The 19759-nt window shown below is 58.7% G+C and carries 16 protein-coding genes and 1 pseudogene; 4 read left to right on the top strand and 13 right to left on the bottom strand.

Translation table 11 applies throughout. From position 1 onward, the window contains the following. Positions 1 to 222 precede the first annotated feature (222 nt). From DY251_RS04010 to DY251_RS04020, 3 genes are all read right to left on the bottom strand, one after another. Positions 223 to 1011, bottom strand: coding sequence for an ATP-binding cassette domain-containing protein (locus DY251_RS04010; RefSeq protein WP_116622577.1), 789 nt, complete (start codon positions 1009 to 1011; stop codon positions 223 to 225). Then, positions 1008 to 2072 carry an ABC transporter permease gene (locus tag DY251_RS04015; protein ID WP_116622750.1) on the bottom strand — a complete coding sequence of 355 codons (1065 nt, stop codon included), beginning with the start codon at positions 2070 to 2072 and terminating at the stop codon, positions 1008 to 1010. The genes DY251_RS04010 and DY251_RS04015 overlap by 4 nt, the downstream gene beginning before the upstream one ends. 485 nt (positions 2073 to 2557) lie before the next feature. Then, on the bottom strand, positions 2558 to 3550 hold the full coding sequence (locus DY251_RS04020) for a sugar ABC transporter substrate-binding protein (RefSeq protein WP_116622751.1): 993 nt from the start codon (positions 3548 to 3550) through the stop codon (positions 2558 to 2560). 272 nt (positions 3551 to 3822) lie between these two features. On the opposite strand from DY251_RS04020, the gene DY251_RS04025 reads away from it, so the two are divergent. From DY251_RS04025 to DY251_RS04035, 3 genes are read left to right on the top strand one after another with little or no spacing between them, the layout of a single operon-like run. Then, positions 3823 to 5007, top strand: coding sequence for an ROK family transcriptional regulator (locus DY251_RS04025; RefSeq protein ID WP_245415863.1), 1185 nt, complete (start codon positions 3823 to 3825; stop codon positions 5005 to 5007). Continuing rightward, positions 5007 to 5435 carry an RbsD/FucU family protein gene (locus DY251_RS04030; protein ID WP_116622578.1) on the top strand — a complete coding sequence of 143 codons (429 nt, stop codon included), beginning with the start codon at positions 5007 to 5009 and terminating at the stop codon, positions 5433 to 5435. The genes DY251_RS04025 and DY251_RS04030 overlap by 1 nt, the downstream gene beginning before the upstream one ends. 11 nt (positions 5436 to 5446) lie before the next feature. Then, on the top strand, positions 5447 to 6370 hold the full coding sequence (locus DY251_RS04035; protein ID WP_116622579.1) for a carbohydrate kinase family protein: 924 nt from the start codon (positions 5447 to 5449) through the stop codon (positions 6368 to 6370). Positions 6371 to 6492: 122 nt separating this feature from the next. Here the strand turns inward: DY251_RS04035 and cysQ are convergent, their stop codons facing one another. The 4 genes from cysQ to DY251_RS04055 all read right to left on the bottom strand — a co-directional run bounded on the left by cysQ (position 6493) and on the right by DY251_RS04055 (position 11023). Next, positions 6493 to 7299: a 3'(2'),5'-bisphosphate nucleotidase CysQ gene (gene cysQ / locus DY251_RS04040; protein ID WP_116622580.1), complete on the bottom strand. Its 807-nt coding sequence runs from the start codon at positions 7297 to 7299 to the stop codon at positions 6493 to 6495. Further along, entirely contained in the window at positions 7277 to 9214 is a 1938-nt protein-coding gene (gene cysN, locus DY251_RS04045; RefSeq protein ID WP_116622581.1) for a sulfate adenylyltransferase subunit CysN, read from the bottom strand. Before cysN ends, cysQ begins: the two co-directional genes overlap by 23 nt. A 2-nt stretch (positions 9215 to 9216) precedes the next feature. Continuing rightward, the gene (cysD, locus tag DY251_RS04050; protein ID WP_116622582.1) at positions 9217 to 10164 is read right to left on the bottom strand and encodes a sulfate adenylyltransferase subunit CysD; all 948 of its coding nucleotides are present in this window, start codon (positions 10162 to 10164) and stop codon (positions 9217 to 9219) included. 253 nt (positions 10165 to 10417) lie between these two features. Then, on the bottom strand, positions 10418 to 11023 hold the full coding sequence (locus tag DY251_RS04055; RefSeq protein ID WP_116622583.1) for a biotin transporter BioY: 606 nt from the start codon (positions 11021 to 11023) through the stop codon (positions 10418 to 10420). Positions 11024 to 11108: 85 nt separating this feature from the next. Here DY251_RS04055 and DY251_RS04060 point away from each other — a divergent pair, with 85 nt between their 5' ends. Beyond that, positions 11109 to 12011: an MBL fold metallo-hydrolase gene (locus tag DY251_RS04060; protein WP_116622753.1), complete on the top strand. Its 903-nt coding sequence runs from the start codon at positions 11109 to 11111 to the stop codon at positions 12009 to 12011. A 21-nt stretch (positions 12012 to 12032) separates the two neighbouring features. Here the strand turns inward: DY251_RS04060 and DY251_RS04065 are convergent, their stop codons facing one another. From DY251_RS04065 to ppdK, 6 genes and pseudogenes are all read right to left on the bottom strand, one after another. Beyond that, complete coding sequence (locus DY251_RS04065; protein ID WP_116622584.1) at positions 12033 to 12818, bottom strand: DUF1499 domain-containing protein; 786 nt, start codon at positions 12816 to 12818, stop codon at positions 12033 to 12035. Between the two features lie 49 nt (positions 12819 to 12867). After that, positions 12868 to 13162, bottom strand: a pseudogene (locus tag DY251_RS21930) (type II toxin-antitoxin system RelE/ParE family toxin). Continuing rightward, positions 13159 to 13395 (bottom strand): type II toxin-antitoxin system ParD family antitoxin, encoded by a 237-nt coding sequence (locus DY251_RS04075; RefSeq protein ID WP_199498785.1) that lies wholly within the window; start codon positions 13393 to 13395, stop codon positions 13159 to 13161. Before DY251_RS04075 ends, DY251_RS21930 begins: the two are co-directional and overlap by 4 nt. A 77-nt stretch (positions 13396 to 13472) precedes the next feature. Next, entirely contained in the window at positions 13473 to 15101 is a 1629-nt protein-coding gene (locus tag DY251_RS04080) for a long-chain-fatty-acid--CoA ligase (protein ID WP_116622585.1), read from the bottom strand. Between the two features lie 142 nt (positions 15102 to 15243). Beyond that, positions 15244 to 16494: an O-antigen ligase family protein gene (locus DY251_RS04085; RefSeq protein WP_116622586.1), complete on the bottom strand. Its 1251-nt coding sequence runs from the start codon at positions 16492 to 16494 to the stop codon at positions 15244 to 15246. A 404-nt stretch (positions 16495 to 16898) separates the two neighbouring features. Then, positions 16899 to 19571 (bottom strand): pyruvate, phosphate dikinase, encoded by a 2673-nt coding sequence (ppdK, locus tag DY251_RS04090; protein ID WP_116622587.1) that lies wholly within the window; start codon positions 19569 to 19571, stop codon positions 16899 to 16901. Positions 19572 to 19759: the final 188 nt, after the last annotated feature.

Genomic DNA, 19759 nt, shown 5'->3' on the forward strand with positions numbered 1-19759 from the left:
TGGACCCTCCCATAAGCCATTGCCAACCGGCCGCAAGACGCCGTTCTACCAATCGCTTTAATCGATTTGAGCAATCCGCCAATCCGGCGTCAAGCGCAATACGCACGGACGAGAGAAAGATGCGTCCGCGCCTCGGAAACTCACCCCACCCGGCCCTGCGGGTCTCACTTCCCTCGATGGGGAGGGTGGCCCGCAGGGTCGGGCGGGGTGAAATACCGCAGATCACGCAGCCAGCGCATCCTCCGGCGGCTTTTTCGCTCCTGTCATCAGCGCCACGGCATCAGACATCGAGATCAGCTTGGGATCGACCACGCACAATCGCCGCCCGAGCCGGTGAATGTGAATCCGGTCCGCCACCTCAAACACATGCGGCATGTTGTGCGAAATCAGCACGATCGGCAGGCCGCGCTTTTTCACGTCCAGAATAAGCTCCAGCACGCGCCGGGATTCCTTCACGCCCAGCGCCGCCGTCGGCTCGTCCATAATCACGACCTTCGACCCGAACGCGGCTGCGCGTGCCACCGCCACGCCCTGCCGTTGACCACCGGACAGTGTTTCCACCGCCTGGCTGATATTCTGAATCGTCATCAGACCAAGTTCGTTCAACTTCTCACGCGCTCGCTTTTCCATTGCGGGCCGGTCCAGCATTCGGAACCATTGGCCCATAATGCCGGGCTTCCTGAGTTCGCGGCCAAGAAACATATTGTCCGCGATCGAAAGCGCCGGCGAAAGCGCGAGGTTCTGGTACACTGTCTCGATGCCAGCTTCGCGCGCCTCCATTGGCGAGCGAAACTGCACCTGTTGGCCTTCGAGTTTGATTTCGCCCTCGTCGGGAATAACCGCACCCGAAATCGCCTTGATGAGCGAGGACTTTCCCGCGCCATTGTCGCCGATCACTGCGAGAATTTCGCCCGGATAGAGGTCGAAATCCGCATTGTCGAGAGCGGTCACGCGGCCGTAGCGCTTAACAAGTCCCCGCGCTGAAAGGATGGGTTGGACTGAGGTGTTCATACCGAAACCTTTCTGATCCACTGGTCGATTGCGACTGCGCCGATAATCAGCACGCCGGTCAGCAGCACTTTCCATTGCGGGTCTGCGCCGAGCATGTTCAGGCCCATCGAGACGACGCCCACGATCATCGCGCCGAACAGCGTGCCGAGGATCGACCCTCGCCCGCCGAACAGAGAAATACCGCCAATCACAGCGGCCGTAATCGCCTGCAAATTATAGTCCGTGACCGCCGCCGACGGCGAAATCGAACCGTTGCGGCCAATCGAAACCCAAGCCGCAAAAGCTGCGATCAATCCGGCCAGACCGTAGACTGAAAACAGCACCCTGCGCGTTTGAATACCGGAGAGCTTCGCCGCTTCCGGGTCATCGCCCACCGCATAGACATGCCTGCCCCACGCCGTGTGGTTCAGCACGTACCAAAGCACCAGCACCAGCAGCACCATGGCGATAACACCCAGCGTCAGCACCGCCGTGCCCACCTTGAAGCTCGCGCCAAACAGATGCAGCAGCGGAGCCGTCGATGCCACGTCCGCATCGCGGATCGTCTCATTCGCCGAGTAGATGAAATTCGTCGCCATGACGATGTTCCACGTTCCCAGCGTCACGATGAACGGCGGCAGCTTCATCACCGCCACAAGAAAGCCGTTCAGCAATCCGCACAAAGTGCCTACGCCAAGCCCGATCAGCACGGCAATGAACGCGGGTATTCCGTACACCACCGCGCAATTGCCCATCACCACTGCCGAAATCACCATGATAACGCCGATGGAAAGATCGATGCCCGCTGTCAGGATCACCAGCGTTTGCGCTGCACCCAGAATGCCGACAATCGCGATTTGCTGCAGGATCAGCGTCAGTGTGTAGGACGAGAAGAACCGCCCGCCAATCGTGATCCCGAATATGATAATCGACATCACCAGAACGATCAGCGGCACCGCTGCTGGCGTCGAATGCAGAAAATGCTGCGCCCGCTTGATCAGCGGCACGCCCTGATGGTCAAACGCCGCTACATTGCGGTCGCTCTGGTCGAGAACTTTCTCGAATTCCTGTGCTCCGGCCATTTTTCCTCCCTTTCCGCGCATTCTCCCCAGAACGCGGAGCATCATCGTCCGCCGAATTCAGGGTGCAATCAAGTGGTTGTCGGTCAGCGCGAGCAAATGCTCCGCGCCTCGCACCACCGTCGAGGCCCGCTATCGCCACTCGCGCGCGGGTAATCCAAAATTGTCAGGCAGCTCCAACGCTGCTCATCCTCCGCCGACCTTCCCATCAGTCCCCTTCTCCCCTTGTGGGGTGAAGAATGGTCCACGCAGTGGACGAAAAGCCCCCAAATGGGCTTTTCGAATGATGAACGCCCGGAGCCATGGCGGAGGGCGGTGCGGGCAGGTGGATGAGGGGTAATGCACAAACCGTCAGCGCAGCGCCAACACGTTGCACCCGCCACCAGCGCGTCCCTGCCGGGGGTCCGCTGCCTCCGGCAGTTCCCCGGCGTTCAATGACTTTGGAAGGTCCACCGGACCTTCCAATTCGCTTTCAGCGAACCGTCATTTCACCCCCAGCACTTAGCCGTGCCTTCCTTGGTGTCGATAGACTTCACGCCTTCCACCGGCTTGTCCGTCACGAGGTTCACGCCCGTGTCGAAGAATGTCTTGCCTTCGGTTGGCTTCGGCTTGGTGCCATCTTTTGCAAACGCCGCAATCGCTTCGATGCCGAGCGCAGCCATCTGCAGCGGATATTGCTGCGAGGTCGCACCGATGACGCCATCGGCAACCGACTTCACGCCGGGGCAACCACCGTCGACCGAAACGATCAGCACCTGCCCTTCAAGGCCCACCGCCTTCAGCGCCTGATAGGCACCAACTGCAGCCGGTTCGTTGATCGTGTGGATGACGTTGATGGTGTTGTCCTTCTGGAGAAGGTTTTCCATCGCCTTGCGGCCACCCTCTTCGTTACCATTGGTCACATCGTGGCCAACGATACGCGGATCGTCTTCGTCACCGATCTTGTTCGGATCTTTCGGATCGATTCCGAAACCGATCATAAACCCTTGATCGCGCAGCACATCTACCGATGGCTGGGATGGCGTGAGGTCGAGGAAGCCGATCTTCGCATCCTTCGCCTTGTCGCCCATCGTGGCCGCGGCCCATGCGCCGATCAGCTTGCCAGCTTCGAGGTTGTCCGTCGCGAAAGTCGCGTCTGCCGCATCGATGGGATCAAGCGGCGTGTCGAGTGCGATAACCAGAAGCCCGGCATCACGCGCCTTCTGAACGGTCGGCACAATGCCTTTCGTGTCGGAAGCGGTGATCAGAATGCCTTTCGCGCCGTCCGCGATGCAGGATTCAATCGCCGCAACCTGGCTTTCGCTGTCGCCGTCGATCTTGCCTGCATAGCTCTTCAGCGTAACGCCAAGCTCGGCGGCCTTTGCCGTCGCGCCTTCCTTCATCTTCACGAAGAACGGGTTGGTGTCCGTTTTGGTGATGAGGCAGGCGCCCACGCCTTCCGCCGATGCGGGCATCGCAAAGCCGATGGCTGCCGAAGCCATAGCTGCAAACAGGGTCGTTTTGAGAATGGTGGTTTTCACGGATACTCCTCCCAGTGAAATTCGATGAAAAGCGATCGCTCGCCCGCAGGTCTCCCGTCCTGCGTAAACAACAATGCGGCCTTTCGAGTTCACTGTCAATAAATAAATCACTCTTATTTATTATTGACACTTAATGCCGTGAGCGCCATTCTCGATTTGTGTCGCATAGCGGCACGAGGGAGGTATCTTTGGCAGATGCGCAAATCAGGCTTGGTTCGCCCGAGCCTGTTTCGATGGCTTTGCATCGTGGAACGAACCAGTCCGGCATGCGCGATTCAAACGAGCGCGTAGTGCTCTCGCTCGTGCGTCTGCATGGGGGGCTGGCCAAGAGCGACATTGCGCGTATGACCGGCCTTTCCGCGCAGACTGTTTCCGTCATCATGCGCGCGTTGGAGGCTGATGGCCTTCTGGTGAAAGGCGAACCGCAGCGTGGCCGCATCGGTCAGCCTTCTGTTCCCATGTCGCTCAATCCCGATGGTGCCTTTTTCCTCGGCCTCAAGGTCGGGCGGCGCAGCGCCGATCTGGTCATGACCGATTTTCTCGGCAATGTGCGCGCTCAGCGCGAACAATCCTACATTTACCCCACACCCGATGAAACCAAGCGCTTTTTGTTGAGTGCTCTGCGCGAAATTCGCGCCTCCATAGCACCCGCGCAGCAAGGGCTTATCGCCGGGCTCGGCATTGCCATGCCATTCGAGCTTTGGAGCTGGGCGGAAATCGCCGGCGCGCCGCGTGAGCTGATGGACCGGTGGCGCGACCGCGACATCCGCGCCGAAATCCAGAACGAACTCCCCTTCCCCGTATTCTTGCAGAACGACGCAACATCGGCCTGCGGCGCCGAACTCGTTTTCGGTCGCGTTAACGACCTTCGCGATTTCGTCTATTTCTTTATCGGCGCGTTTGCAGGTGGTGGTGTCGTCCTGAACGGTCGGCTCTATTCCGGCCCCACCGGCAATGCTGGCGCGCTCGGCTCCATGCCGGTGCCGGGTCCGGCGGGCAGGCCCGCCCAGCTCATCGACATCGCCTCACTCGGCGTTCTGGAAAAGCGCCTTAAAGCAGCAGGCAGCACCGTCGCAAATCGCTGGACAGAGTTGCGCAATTGGCAGGATGCCGGAGCCGTGGCCGATCAGTGGATCACTGACGCCGCCAACGCGCTTGCCTATTCCGTCGTTTCCGCCACTTCGGTAATCGATTTCGAAGCCGCGATAATCGAAGGCTGGATGCCGCCGGAAATACGCGCGCGCCTCACAAACTCGGTCCGCGCCGCGCTGGCGCGCATTGACGTCGAGGGTCTGAAAGTTCCCGAAATCCGCGAAGGCTCGGTGGGGCATCACGCCCGCGCAATCGGTGCGGCCAGCCTGCCGCTTTCCGAGCGCTTTCTTGTCGGCTCTAACGCATTGTCCTTCGGAGCAACTTGATGTTGATCGGCATTCCCCCAATTCTCGGCCCGGAGTTGCTCGCCACGTTGCGCGCGATGGGGCACACGGATGAAATCGCGCTGGTGGATGGCAACTACCCTGCCCTCGAACATGCGCGCCGCCTCATCCGCGCCGACGGACATGACCTTCTCAGCGTGCTTGATGCGGTGCTGCAAGTTACCCCCGTCGATGACTTCGTTGATGAGGCGATTTTCCGCTCATCCGTCAAAGGCGACCCCGCGCTTTCCGATCCGGTCCACGCCGAGATTCAGGCGATCTGCGCGCGCCGTGCGCCGGGGCGCTCCGTCACGCCGCTTGCGGGGGCGGAGTTTTACGCGCGCGTAAAATCGGCCCACACCGTAGTTGCCACCAGCGAACCGCGCCTCTATGCAAACGTCATCGTTCGCAAGGGCGTGATCTACCCGTAAGGAGAGAAAAAGTGATCGTTTGCTGTGGCGAAGCGCTGATCGACATGCTGCCTCGCACCACCACGCTTGGCGAAACCGCCTTCGCGCCCTATGTCGGTGGCGCGGTGTTCAACACCGCCATCGCGCTGGGCCGTCTTGAGGTTCCGACCGGCTTTTTCAGTGGCATTTCTACGGATTTCTTCGGCGATATGCTGCGCGACACGCTTGCCGCCAGCAATGTTGACCTGAGCCTCGTCAAGTTCTCCGATCTGCCTACGACGATGGCCTTCGTGCGGCTTGAAAACGGCCATGCCTCCTACCTCTTCTATGATGAACAAACCGCCGGGCGCATGCTCTACGAGAGCGACCTTCCCGATATTGGCGATCATGTCGAGGCCATGCATTTCAGTTGCATCAGCCTCATTCCCGAACCTTGCGGCGGCACGTATGAAGCGCTGATGCGGCGCGAAAGCAGCAAGCGCGTCATGATGTTTGACCCGAACATCCGCAAGAATTTCATCAAGGACAAAGCTTCCCATGTCGCGCGCATGAAGCGCATGGTCGCAATGGCCGACATCGTAAAGCTGTCCGACGAGGATCTCGATTGGTTCGGCGAACCGGGCACGACGCAGGAAATCGCCGCCCGTTGGCTAACGCTCGGTCCCAAGCTCATCGTCATCACCAAGGGCGCGAGCGGATTGGTTGCCTACAGCAAGGATCATCACATAACTGTGCCAGCCGAGCGCGTGCAGGTTGTGGATACGGTCGGCGCTGGCGACACTATCAACGCTGGCATATTGTGCTCGCTTCGCGATCAAACGCTGCTGACCAAGGCTGCCATCGCAGCGCTGACTCCCGGCCAGATCGAAGCTGTCTTGCGCTTCAGCGCCAAAGCCGCCGCCTTCACAGTCTCCCGCGCTGGCGCAAACCCACCCACCCGCGAAGAAATGCGGTAGGACCATTCCGTGGTAGGCAATTTTCAATTTTTGAATCGGCGCCAACGTTTCAATTCCCACTCTCCCCGTCAAAACGGGGAGAGGGTGAGGGGCAGCATAAACGTTGACGCTTAGGCTTTTCCCTAACTCGTACTCGCGATGAAATTCGGGTTGGCGAAATCGCTGTCATGTGCCTGATTGCGCTTGCCGTAGCGCAGCGCAGCGCCATCCAATGTCCGCGTCATGCCACCGGCAGCGCGTAGCACGGCATCGCCAGCGGCGGTGTCCCACTCCATCGTTCGCGTAAATCGCGGATAGAGATCCGCCTCGCCACACGCCAGCAGGCAAAACTTCAGCGATGACCCCACCGACACCAGCTCCGCCGTGCCGATGCTGCGAATAAACGCTTCCGTCTCGGGCGAAAAATGCGACCTGCTGGCGACGATCGTCAGCGGCTCCTGTTTCGGGCGCACCGTTATGCGGTGTCGCTCGCTCACCTCGCCGTCTTCCGAAACCTTCATCGCCTCGGCGTGGCCCGGCCTGCCTGAAAACAGCCTGCCGCTGCATGGCGCCAGCACTACACCCACCACGGGCGTACCCTCGCGCACCAGCGCAATGTTCACCGTAAAATCCTGATGTCGCTTGACGAATTCCTTCGTCCCGTCGAGCGGATCGACAATGAAGAACGCACCGCCCAGTTCGGGCACCGCGCGCCCTGCCGCGCACTCTTCCTCCGCCACGCAGGGAATATGCGGAAAGGCCGCGCGCAAGCCCGCGAGTATCACCTTTTCCGCAGCATGATCCGCCTCGGTTACGGGTGAGCAATCATCCTTTTCGAGGACGGAAAAGTCCCGGCGAAACACATCCATGATCCGGCGACCGGCATCGATTGCCAGTTGCTCGAAAAGGGATTGCGTTTCAGCGTATTCAGATTCCGCCCCCGTCGTCATATTCCTGCTCAGCCGTATCGCGCTCGGTCAGCCACTTCTCGATGGCGTCAACCATCTCTTCGGGCGATTTGCCGGCGGTTTCAAGATGAATCTCGGGTGCCTCCGGCGCTTCGTAAGGCGAGTCGATGCCCGTGAAGTTCTTGATCTCGCCAGCCGCAGCGCGCGCATAGAGACCCTTTGGGTCGCGCCGCGCGCATTCTTCCAGCGGCGTGTCGACAAAAATCTCGATGAAATCACCCTTGGGCAACAGGTCGCGCGCCAACTGCCGCTCCGCCCGGAACGGCGAGATAAACGACACCAGCACGATCAACCCGGCATCCGCCATCAGCTTCGCCACCTCGGCCACGCGGCGAATATTCTCCACGCGGTCCTGTTCGGTGAACCCAAGGTCACGGTTGAGCCCGTGCCGCACATTGTCGCCGTCCAACACATAAGTGTGCCGACCGGAAAGATGCAGCTTCTTGTCCAGCAGCCCCGCAATGGTGGATTTGCCGGAGCCCGACAAGCCAGTGAACCAGATCACCGCGGGCTTCTGGTGCTTCTGCGCCGCGCGGGCCTTGGCGTCCACTTCCAGCGCCTGCCAATGGATGTTGGCCGCACGGCGCAGCGGGTTGACGATCATGCCCGCGCCCACCGTCGCATTGCTGATCCGGTCGATGATGATGAAAGAACCCGTCGCGCGATTTTCGGCAAAGCTGTCGAAAGCAATCGGCGTCTGCGTGGACACATTCACCAGCGCAACTTCGTTCATCGCCAGAGATTTCGCCGCCTCCTGCGCGAAATTATTGACGTTGATGCGATAGCGCAGGTCCGTCACCGTCGCGGGCGATTGGTCCGTTTCCGTCCGCAGAATATACGAGCGCCCCGGCCTCAGCGCCTGCTCATCGAACCACACGAGTTGCGCGGCAAACTGGTCTGCCACATGCGGGCGTCCGTTCGGCGCAACCAGCATGTTGCCGCGCGAAACTTCGATTTCGTCCTCCAGAACCAGCGTCACCGCCTGCCCGGCAACCGCCACCGGCAGGTCGCCATCCTGGGTTACAATGCGCTTCACCTTGCTCGCGCGGCCAGACTTGGCAACCACAACGGCATCGCCGGGCGAAATCGAGCCTGCCGCAATCGTCCCCGCGAACCCTCTGAAATCGAGGTTCGGGCGGTTCACATATTGCACGGGAAACCGGAAAGGCCGTGCATCGGCAGCCTCATCCAAGGGCACGGATTCCAGATATTCAAGTAGCGTCGGCCCCTGATACCAGCCCATGTTTTCAGAGCGCCGCGTGACGTTGTCGCCGTAGCGCGCAGACATGGGGATAGCTTCTATCGAACTGAATCCGAGATCGGCTGCAAACTTCTGATAATCTTCGACAATTCGCTGATACGTTGCCTGATCATAATCGATCAGATCGATCTTGTTGATCGCCACAACAATTCTGCGGATGCCGAGCAGCGAAGCGATAATCGAATGGCGGCGCGTCTGGGTCAGCACACCCTGCCGCGCATCGACCAGCACTACGGCGAGGTCCGCCGTCGAGGCGCCCGTCGCCATGTTGCGCGTATATTGCTCATGCCCCGGCGTATCCGCCACGATGAACTTGCGCTTGGCGGTTGCGAAAAACCGATACGCAACGTCGATCGTGATGCCCTGCTCACGCTCCGCCTCAAGCCCGTCTACCAGCAGCGCCAGATCGATGTCTTCGCCGGTCGTTCCGTGTTTGCGGGAGTCCCGCTCCAGCGCCGCAAGCTGGTCCTCGAAGATCAGCTTGGTGTCGTATAGCAAACGCCCGATCAGCGTCGACTTGCCGTCATCTACAGAACCGCAGGTGAGAAACCGCAGCAGCGATTTGTGTTCCTGTTCGGCCAGCCAGGCGCGAACGTCATAGTCCGGCTCGACGGCCAGTGCAGTGTTCTGGCGCATGGTCAGAAATATCCCTCGCGCTTTTTCTTTTCCATTGATCCGGCTTCGTCCTTGTCGATCAACCGGCCCTGCCGCTCCGAGGTGCGCGCCACCAGCATTTCGCTGACGATCTCTTCAAGCGTTTCCGCGTCGGAGTCGATTGCGCCCGTCAGCGGGTAGCAACCCAGCGTGCGAAAGCGCACCAGCCGGTTTTCGACCACTTCGCCCTCATGCAGCTTCATGCGCTCGTCGTCGCGCATGATCAGCATTCCGTCGCGCTCCACCACCGGGCGGCGCGCCGCAAAATAAAGCGGAACAATCGGAATGTTCTCGCGCAAAATGTACTGCCAGATATCCAGCTCGGTCCAATTCGAAAGCGGAAATACGCGGATCGATTCGCCCGGCGAAACGCGCGTGTTGAAGGTCTTCCACATTTCCGGGCGCTGGTGCTTGGGGTCCCATGCGTGCTGCGCGTTGCGGAATGAGAAAATGCGCTCCTTGGCGCGAGACTTTTCCTCGTCGCGCCGCGCGCCGCCAAAGGCCGCATCGAAGCCGTATTCGTCCAGCGCCTGCCGCAGCGCAACAGTCTTCATCACATGCGTGTGCGTGTTCGAGCCGTGGTCGAACGGGTTGATGCCGTCGCGCACGCCATCTTCATTGATGTGCACCAGCAGGTCGAATCCATGTTCGCGCGCCATGCGGTCGCGAAACTCGATCATCTCGTGAAATTTCCATGTCGTGTCGACATGCAGAAATGGAAATGGCGGCTTGGCGGGATAGAACGCTTTCATCGCCAGATGCAGCAGGACGGACGAGTCCTTGCCGACAGAGTACAGCATCACCGGCTTGGTGAAGGTGGCTGCAACCTCGCGAAAAATATGAATCGCTTCCGCTTCAAGGCGGTCGAGATGTGAAAGTCGCGCGAGCATTGCCGTTGCCTTTTGGGTATGACCCGTCGGCAAAGCCGGCATGTCGGTCAAATTGAGTATGCTTGACCGTGTTTAATGCAGCCGCATCCGCTACCCAAGAATGCCCATGCCAAAGGCGCAACGAATGGTGGGCGGGCATTTCGCGCATCCGCCACCTGTTGGAATTGTTTTCCGCAGCGTGAGATTTTCGGTGCTTTCGGCTTCAAGTCAGCAAAAAAATCACCCCGCATGAGCGGTAGTCACAAAAAAAGCCGGTGCGTTTCCGCACCGGCTTTTTCGCGAAATTCTATTCTAGTCAAACATTGCCGCGAAAACGCGCGATCACCTGCCACACAGCCGGAACGAGGCAGGCGGCCAGCGCAACCTTTATCAGGTCCGGCACGATGAACGGCGCAACGCCGAACTGCCAGGACTTGTCAACGCCGATCAGCACCGCGAGCCAGGCAAAGCCCATAGCCATCATGATCACTTCGCCGGTCAGCAGCGCGCCGAAGAACTTGACGGGGTTGCGATCCAGCCCGCGGTCTGCTGCCCAGCCGGCAATCGCCGCCATCACGACAAAACCAGCAAGATAGCCCCCTGTCGGTCCCACCATGTACGCCAGTCCAATTCCCTTTTCAGGCGTACCCTGAAACACGGGAAGGCCATACGCGCCTTCAGCGAGATAGAGCAGCACGGTCGCAACGCCCAGACGCCAGCCATAGGCTGCGCCGATCAGCAGCACGACAAGGCTCTGCAACGACAGATCGACCGGGCCGAGAACAACCTTGGTCTTGGCCGAAAGCGCCAGCAATGCGCTGCCTGCGAGCGCCAGCAAAATCTGCGAAACGAGGCGCGTAACGTTATTTTTAGGGAGCGCCAGCGAAACAAGTGAGCTGGACTGGGTAGCGGCTGCGGACATTAATTTCCCTCCTGAAGCCAATGTAGTTCGGGGTGCTTATATTAGCTTCCATGCTAAGCGGCAAACGCTTTTGAATTCGGAGTTGTTGACAATGGATTTCGATACAAATTTCGAGCCACGCTATGGCGAGCCTGTGGAAATCGCTTCCGGCCTGCTGCGCGTGACCGCTCCGAATCCTGGTCCATTCACCTTCCACGGAACCAACAGCTACATCGTCGGCAGGGATTCGCTGGCGGTCATTGATCCCGGACCGGATGATGAATTGCATTTCGACACGCTCGTGCGCGCCATTAATGGGCGCCCTGTGTCGCATATTTTTGTCAGCCATACCCATCGCGATCATTCCCTGCTCGTCGCGCGGCTCAAGGCGCTTACCGGCGCGCCGACGCTTGCCGAAGGTCCCCACCGGCCCGCGCGCCCGTTGCGCATCGGCGAAGTAAACGCGCTCGACGCCAGCGCCGATCATGATTTCATGCCCGACATTACGCTTGCCGATGGGCAGCGGATTGAGGGCGATGGCTGGGCGATCCGGACCGTGCTTACGCCCGGCCACTGCGCCAACCACGCCGCCTTTGCGCTGGAGGATACCGGCATCCTGTTCTCGGCCGATCACGTAATGGCGTGGGCCACCTCGATCGTCGCGCCGCCGGATGGCGCAATGGTCGACTACATGACCTCGCTGGACAAGCTGCTCGCGCGCAAGGATCGCATATATTTTCCGGGCCATGGCGGTCCGGTGAAGTCGCCGCATAGCTTTGTGCGCGGCCTCAAGGCGCATCGCAAAATGCGCGAGCGCGCCGTGCTGGAGCGTATAGTCTCAGGCGACAGGACGATCCCGGAAATCGTATCCGCAATCTATCGCGACACCGATCCGCGCCTGCACGGCGCTGCCGGTCTGTCAGTGCTGGCGCATCTGGAAGACCTTGTCGCCCGCGGGCAAGTGCGCGCAGAGGACGATGTCGCAATAGATGGCGTGTTTTATCGGTAGGATTGCGCTCCGAAGCCGTGCCTATTCAGGCGCAGCGGGCGTCAGTGTCGCAACCTGCGCGTCGAGATCTTTCAAGAACGGGCCAACCAGCCCTGCATTAATGCCAAAATCTCTGTCGCCGTATCGCGACGCGGCGCGCATATCCACGTAGGTCGAATCGCCCTCCTCCACCAGCCTGACCACCACGTCAGAAGGCAGCGCCAGCACGGGCGAATATACCAGCGTTTCAATATTGAACCGGCTGCCGGTGCCGATCATTTTCGGCCCCAATATCTCCCAGCCATATTCTTTCATTGTGGCTTCCACCGCCGCGCGCACATTCTCGATTGGCACATCGTATCGCCGCCCCGCGACCTCTGGGTATTCACTGCTTTGCAGCGCTTTCCAGTCCTCGTTTGCCCCCTGAATGGCGTTTGTCCCGCGACCTCGTTCAGCCAGCGCCTCGGCAAAGGTCGGCGGCTCAGTGAGGTCGGTTGAGACATCGGCGAGCTTCGGCGTGGTCAGCGCCAGAAACACAGCGAAGCAGAACGGTACCAGCACCAACCCGCCAATCACGAAGGCTTTGCCAAGGTCGCGCCCGCCCCGATAGCCATAATACCAGACGCGGGGCAGCCCTATGCCTGCAAGCAGCACCGCGAGAAGCGCGAGCCCTGCGGCCGTGACGAGACTCCAGAAAAACGCCGGCGTTTCCAGAAGCAGCAGCCAATGCGCCGCCGTTGCGACAAACACCACCGCCAGCGCCAGCACGGCCAGTCTACGCGCCCAAGGCGCGCTCCATGAAGCGCGCGTTTCCTCTATGATTCGCATAAGAGCACTCTACCAACGGTAGTTTTTGCCGCCACACAGAGATTGCGCATCAAAAATGGTGCGTAAAATCCATTCGCTCGTGCAAAATGCGCAGGATCTCAACGTCGCCCTTCACATCCCGGCGGAAGAAGATCACATGCCGGTTGCAGGGTGCTACATCACATCCGAGCCTAAATTGCGCTGATCTCTCCCAAGCTCGGAGTATTTGCGAGCATAGCGAAAGTCTCGTTAAACTGCGTTAGATAGCGATCTGCCTGCTCGTCGCCCCATGTCTCCAATGTGTAACCGCCAGCCTCGTCAAAATCGGCTTCCGCCAGAACCGTCAGGCGAAATCGAGCCTTCATTTATCCGACCTCAATCGCGACAGAGATTTTTTGAGCGAATAATTGGCAAACTCTGCCCGCCCTGCTTGCTGCAAACCGGCATCCATCGCGTCGCGCAATCGCTGCAGTTTTACATCATCTGCTGCTTCGGCCGCGATCTTGAGGCGCAATGCCTCACGGATCACCTCAGAGGCGTTGTTATATAGTCCCGAAGCGACCTTCTCCCGGACATATTCATCGAGCTTTTCGGTCAATGAGACGTGCATCGGCACATCCTTTCCACGAGCCGCCAATATACAAAGATTGTCAAACCTTATAAATTACCATTTCCTTATGCATCGTTGGGAAAGCGGTATTCCTTGAACTGCTCGCGTAGCGTCATCTTCTGAATCTTGCCCGTCGCGGTGTGCGGAATTTCCTCCACAAACGCGACATCGTCCGGCATCCACCATTTCGCGATCTTCCCGTTCATAAACGCCAGCAGGTCCTCCTTCTTCGGGTCTTTGCCCGGCTTTTTCACAACCACGAGCAGAGGCCGTTCATCCCACCGCGAATGGCGAATGCCGATCACGGCCGCCTCGGCCACATCCGGATGCCCGACCGCGAGATTCTCCAGATCGATGGTGGAAATCCACTCGCCGCCAGACTTGATAACGTCCTTCGCGCGGTCCGTGATCTGCATATATCCATACTTGTCGATATGCGCGACATCTCCCGTATCGAACCAATTGTCGTCGTCGAACTGCTCCTTGCCTGCCCCGCCGTAATACGCACGCGCGACCGCCGGCCCCCGCACCTTCAACCGGCCAAATGTCTTGCCGTCGCGCGGGCGCTCGACATTTTCATCGTCAGTCACCTTCATTTCCACACCGAACGGCGCAACGCCCTGCTTATCCTTGATGTTCAGCAGCGCATCGTCCTGCAAATTGCGATATTCGGGCTTGATCGTGCACAATGTCCCCAACGGCGACATCTCCGTCATACCCCAGGCGTGGATCACCTCGACCCCATACACCTCCTCGAATTTTCTCGTCACCGCACGCGGGCAGGCCGCGCCGCCGATCACAACCTTGTTCAAGTAAGGAAGCTGCTTTCCTGTCTCTTCGAGATATTGCAGCAGCATGAGCCATACCGTCGGAACCGCAGCCGTGAACGACACCTTCTCCGTGTCCAGCAACTCATAAATCGAAGCGCCGTCCATCTTGCCGCCGGGCATCACAAGCTTGGCACCAACCATCGGCACAGACTGCCCAAGTCCCCAGGCATTCGCGTGAAACATAGGCACGACCGGCATGATGACATCGCGGCAGGAAATACCCATCGCATCCGGCATGGCCGCGATCATCGCGTGCAGCACGTTTGATCGATGGCTATAGACGACGCCCTTTGGATCCCCCGTCGTGCCAGATGTGTAACACATACCCGCCGCGGCATCCTCGTCGAGCGACTTCCATTGAAACCCACCCTTCGCCTCCGCGAGCCAGTCCTCGTAGGTCACAATTTCGAGCTTCGTTTCCGGCAAATGCGCCTTATCCGTCAGGACGATGATTTTCTTCAGCGACTTAACCGACGGCGCTATTTTCTCGACAATCGGCATGAACGTCAGATCGACAAACAAAGCCCGATCTTCCGCGTGATTCATGATCCAGGCGATCTGGTCTGGAAAAAGCCGTGGGTTCAGCGTGTGATACACCGCGCCGATGCCCATAATGCCGTACCAGGCTTCCAGATGCCGCGCCGTATTCCACGCCAGCGTGGCAATGCGGTCGCCCTCTTTGTAACCCTCGCGGTCAAGTAATTCCGAGACCTTCAACGCGCGCTCGTGAATATTCGCAAAAGTCGTGCTTACAATCGGCCCCTCTACCGAGCGCGAAACGACTTCACGGGCGGCATGGTTAGCAGCCGCATAGTCGAGAACCTTGTGGCACAGCAGCGGCCATTTCTGCATCAACCCGAGCATGTCTCTTCCTCCCTGCTACTCAACCCAATTTCAGCGCTCTAGCCGGGCTTGTCCAGCCTACTGAAGTTTATCGTGCGCTCACCAGCGACCGACGCGATGCGCCAGCGCGTTCCTGGCCTTTCGGGGTAAGGCGATTGGTGCCCTAAGGAACCGCCATGCTGCGGCCAACCGCCAGATAGACGCCCGGCACCATGCAAATCATGAATACCGCGTCGAGAATGTCGTGTCCGAACATAATGTTGGTGATGCCCGCACCGATATAGGTCACCAGCACAATCAGCATTAGCGCCGCTCCGAAACGCCGTTCATCATCTTGGCTGGTCTTGAGTGTCTTGAACGCCAGCCATCCCCCGAAACCCAGCAATGCGAGCAGGCTCAGCAATCCTAAAACTCCGTTTTGAACGAGTGCCTGCAGTAGGAAATTATGGAAGTGCGTGAACGAGCGGTCGATACCGTATATCTCGACAAGACGGCGACCCATTTCCTCCGCCGCAAATTGTCGACCATGGCCGAACCACGGCGCCTCCTTCCACATTTCAAAGCCGATTTCCCAAATCGCGAGCCGTAGGCCAGCCGAACTGTCATAGTTGCCCTGATCGCGCACTTGCTTCCAGTTTGTAATGACCTCGTGAAAACGGGGGGAAATGAACGGCAGATCAACACCGCTCGCGAGCATTGCGGCCAGCAGAAGGACGACAGCCGTGACAGGCAGCCACAATCTGCGCAACCAGCGCGCACCGCCGAACACAATCATCAGCATCAATGCATTCACCGCCAACATCAAGAGCGGCGAGCGTGATTGGGAAAGGACCAGAGCGAGCACTCCGCAAAAGGCGAAGCCACCCAGAATCGGGCGCCTGCTATTTCCGCCAAGCATAATACCTGCCAGCACCACACTGATCGCAATGACGGTAACAGTGGCGAAAACCAAAGCGTTGCCCGCGCCCCCTTCAACGCGAATTCCCGGATGCATGACCGCCTGGGCAACAGCGACGGCCAAGCCGCTGACGCAGGCGATTGCCGACCCCCAAACAATCGACGAAATGACGTCTTTTTTGACCGATATCGACCAATACGCGTATGAAAACGGAAAGAAGGCAAAGGTCGCGAGCGATAGCAGTTCCGTCGGTTTGCGAAAGGCGCTGCCGTTCATAAGTGCCGCCAACAGGCAGCACGCAACATAGCCGAGAAAAAGGAGCGAAATAATACGGACGTCGCGCAGCTTGGACAGCGCGACCCTGCCAGTCAGGACATTTGCAAAGCAGGCCAGTCCGCCTCCGTTGAACAGGAAGCTGACCACGCTTCCCGCTGCCGGCGGCGCAGCGAAGCACAGCAGCGTGAACACACGGTTGACTCGTGGTTTATCGGCCAACAGCCCCGTTATCTGCTTCATTGAAATGATTTCACCACTGGAGCAGGGATATTCTCACGCGCGGGATGCGCAAGCAACGTCAACGTTAGTGTTCGCTTTTTCTGCACTCATTGCACAGAGGTCCATACCGGCCACGCGAACATCTGAAATGCTTTCCATATTCATTGTCTGACAACCCAAGCTAACCAGCCTCATGCACCACATGAAGGCGCGCGACCAATGTCGCCCTGAAAAATGTTTCAACACCTGACTTTTACATCAGATGCCATCGCGCCGAACGCGCCGCATGAGCGTAGAGCAAGGGACCGGCGCAAACCCTCGAGCCAGATCACCATCTGGCCGTTGATGAAATGCAACCGCCTCCCGGTTAAGCCAACTCGATCCAGCAAGCGACCGCCTGCCTGCCCGCACGGCAGCTTTTTCCCCTAGCTCTTCTGCTTCGAGCGGATTGCAGATTGAGCAGCAGCGAGGCGTGCAATAGGCACGCGGAATGGCGAACAAGACACATAGTCCAACCCTACTTCCTCGCAGAATCCGATCGACGCGGGATCGCCTCCATGCTCGCCGCAAATACCCATCTTCATACCCGGCCGAGTCTGGCGCCCCTTCTCCGCAGCGATCCTGACGAGTTCGCCCACACCGTCGATATCCAGTGAAACAAATGGATCCTGCTCGATGATGCCCTTCTGACGATAGGTTTCGAGGAAGCTCGACGCATCATCACGCGAAATGCCGAAGGTCGTTTGCGTCAAATCATTCGTGCCGAAAGAGAAAAATTCGGCAGCCTCCGCAATCACATGTGCACGAATGGCAGCGCGCGGGAGTTCGATCATTGTACCGGTAAGATATTCGATAGTCGTTCCCGTTTCTCCCATGACCGCATTGGCTACCTGATCGATTCGCTCTTTCACGTAGTCCAACTCCTTCATGATGCCGACGAGCGGCACCATGATTTCCGGCACCACAGGCTTGCCCGTTTTTGCACCGGCCTGCACCGCTGCTTCGAAAACAGCCCGTGCCTGCATTTCTGCTATCTCGGGATAGGAAACGGCGAGCCTGCAGCCGCGATGGCCGAGCATGGGGTTGAATTCGTGAAGCGCCTCCGTGCGAAGCCGAAGCTTCTCAGCAGAAACGTTCATTGCACCCGCAACTTCTGCGATTTCGGACTCGGTCTTAGGCAGAAACTCATGCAATGGCGGATCCAGCAAACGGATCGTCACGGGTAGTCCAGCCATAATTTCGAACAGTTCGAGGAAGTCCGAGCGCTGCATCGGCAAGAGTTTAGCGAGCGCGGCGCGACGATCCTTCTCCGTGTCAGCCAAAATCATCTCGCGCATTGCAACGATACGCTGTCCCTCGAAGAACATATGTTCTGTGCGGCAAAGGCCGATGCCTTCCGCACCAAATGAATGAGCCATGCGCGCATCCGCCGGCGTTTCCGCATTGGTACGCACCTTCATGCGGCGCGCTGCGTCAGCCCATTTCATCACTGCCGCGAAATCCCCCGACAGTTCAGGCTGGAGCATTGCAACCGCGCCTTTAAGAACCTGCCCGTTCGATCCATCAATGGTGATCACATCACCCTTTTTGAAGGCCTGGCCGAGAGCCAGCAACGTTCCGGTTTTCGTATCGACGCGCAATGATCCCGCGCCCGACACGCAAGGTTTGCCCATGCCGCGCGCCACCACCGCCGCGTGGCTCGTCATGCCGCCGCGCGTCGTCAAAATCCCCTCCGCTGCATGCATGCCGTGAATATCTTCCGGGCTTGTCTCGACACGCACGAGGATCACCTTGCGCCCGACAGACTTCATTTCTTCCGCCTCGTCGGAGGAGAATACGATTTCGCCAGTTGCCGCGCCGGGCGAAGCCGGAAGCCCTACCCCGATCACATCGCGTCGCGCTTTAGGGTCGATTGTTGGATGCAACAATTGGTCAAGCGAGGACGGATCGATGCGCAGAACCGCTTCCCGCTCGGTGATCAATCCTTCTTCTGCCATTTCTACGGCGATCTTGAGCGCCGCTTTCGCCGTACGCTTGCCCGACCGCGTCTGGAGCATCCAAAGCTTGCCGCGCTCGATCGTGAATTCGAGGTCCTGCATATCGCGGTAGTGCTTTTCGAGCCGCCCCGAAATATCCACGAAAGCTGCGAAAGCCTCCGGCATCACCTTTTCCAGCGAAGGCTTGTCCGAACCCGCGGCAATGCGCGCTGCTTCCGTGATATTTTGCGGCGTACGAATACCCGCAACGACATCCTCGCCCTGAGCATTCACAAGGAATTCGCCGTAGAGCTTTTTCTCGCCTGTCGAGGGATTGCGCGTGAATGCCACACCCGTCGCAGATGTCTCACCCATATTGCCGAAAACCATGGCTTGAACATTTACGGCGGTGCCCCAGCTTTCCGGGATGTCATGCAACCGACGATAGGTGATCGCGCGATGGTTCATCCAGCTTGAGAAGACCGCACCTATCGCGCCCCACAGCTGTTCTTTGGGCGATTGCGGAAATGAGCTGCCCAGCTCCTCTTCAATGCGCGCCTTATAAAGCACGATTATCGCCTGCCAATCAGTTGCTGAAAGCTCGGTGTCGAGTTCAACGCCTCTTTTGGCTTTTTCGTCCTCTAGAATTTCGTCAAACACTTCATGATCGAGGCCAAGCACGACATCCGAATACATCTGGATAAAGCGTCTGTAGCTGTCATACGCGAAGCGAGAATCGCCGGAATCAGCAGCCAGAGCTTCCACAGTCTCGTCGTTCAGGCCAAGATTCAGCACTGTATCCATCATGCCAGGCATCGAAGCCCGCGCGCCTGAGCGAACCGATACCAGCAGCAGCTTTTCTGGGTCACCGAAAGCGCGCCCGGTTATTTTCGCAACATGTTTCAGCGCCGCATCCACCTGCGATTCCAGTTCTGCGGGATAGTCACGCCCGTTTGCGTAGTACCAATTGCAAGCCTCGGTTGTGATCGTGAACCCCGGCGGAACGGGCAGGCCCAGATTGCACATCTCCGCAAGATTCGCTCCCTTCCCGCCGAGAAGGTTGCGGTCCTTGGCGCTGCCCTCCGCTGAGCCATCGCCGAATGTGTAGACCCATTTGGTCATGTCACAAATTCCCCGTTAGACCGGGCGCCGCGAGACCGGCGCACTCTATTCGACCGATAAGATGCTGCGCTGCGAAAGGCAACGCCCCTTGCGTCCATCCCCGCAATTACAATCGGTTAGACTTTTTTCACCGTTAATCTCCTTGCATATTCGATAAAATGCATATAGAACAAAAATAGAACATATTG

This window comes from Mesorhizobium denitrificans, assembly GCF_003403035.1.
In the GTDB taxonomy this organism is placed as follows: Bacteria; Pseudomonadota; Alphaproteobacteria; order Rhizobiales; family Rhizobiaceae; genus Mesorhizobium_G; species Mesorhizobium_G denitrificans.

Coding starts and splice junctions, on each gene's coding strand:
- DY251_RS04010 (WP_116622577.1), bottom strand. CDS start 1,011: ATGAACACCTCAGTCCAACCCATCCTTTCAGCGCGGGGACTTGTTAAG.
- DY251_RS04015 (WP_116622750.1), bottom strand. CDS start 2,072: ATGGCCGGAGCACAGGAATTCGAGAAAGTTCTCGACCAGAGCGACCGC.
- DY251_RS04020 (WP_116622751.1), bottom strand. CDS start 3,550: ATGGCTTCGGCAGCCATCGGCTTTGCGATGCCCGCATCGGCGGAAGGC.
- DY251_RS04025 (WP_245415863.1), top strand. CDS start 3,823: ATGGCTTTGCATCGTGGAACGAACCAGTCCGGCATGCGCGATTCAAAC.
- DY251_RS04030 (WP_116622578.1), top strand. CDS start 5,007: ATGTTGATCGGCATTCCCCCAATTCTCGGCCCGGAGTTGCTCGCCACG.
- cysQ (WP_116622580.1), bottom strand. CDS start 7,299: ATGACGACGGGGGCGGAATCTGAATACGCTGAAACGCAATCCCTTTTC.
- cysN (WP_116622581.1), bottom strand. CDS start 9,214: ATGCGCCAGAACACTGCACTGGCCGTCGAGCCGGACTATGACGTTCGC.
- cysD (WP_116622582.1), bottom strand. CDS start 10,164: ATGCCGGCTTTGCCGACGGGTCATACCCAAAAGGCAACGGCAATGCTC.
- DY251_RS04055 (WP_116622583.1), bottom strand. CDS start 11,023: ATGTCCGCAGCCGCTACCCAGTCCAGCTCACTTGTTTCGCTGGCGCTC.
- DY251_RS04065 (WP_116622584.1), bottom strand. CDS start 12,818: ATGCGAATCATAGAGGAAACGCGCGCTTCATGGAGCGCGCCTTGGGCG.
- DY251_RS04080 (WP_116622585.1), bottom strand. CDS start 15,101: ATGCTCGGGTTGATGCAGAAATGGCCGCTGCTGTGCCACAAGGTTCTC.
- DY251_RS04085 (WP_116622586.1), bottom strand. CDS start 16,494: ATGAAGCAGATAACGGGGCTGTTGGCCGATAAACCACGAGTCAACCGT.
- ppdK (WP_116622587.1), bottom strand. CDS start 19,571: ATGACCAAATGGGTCTACACATTCGGCGATGGCTCAGCGGAGGGCAGC.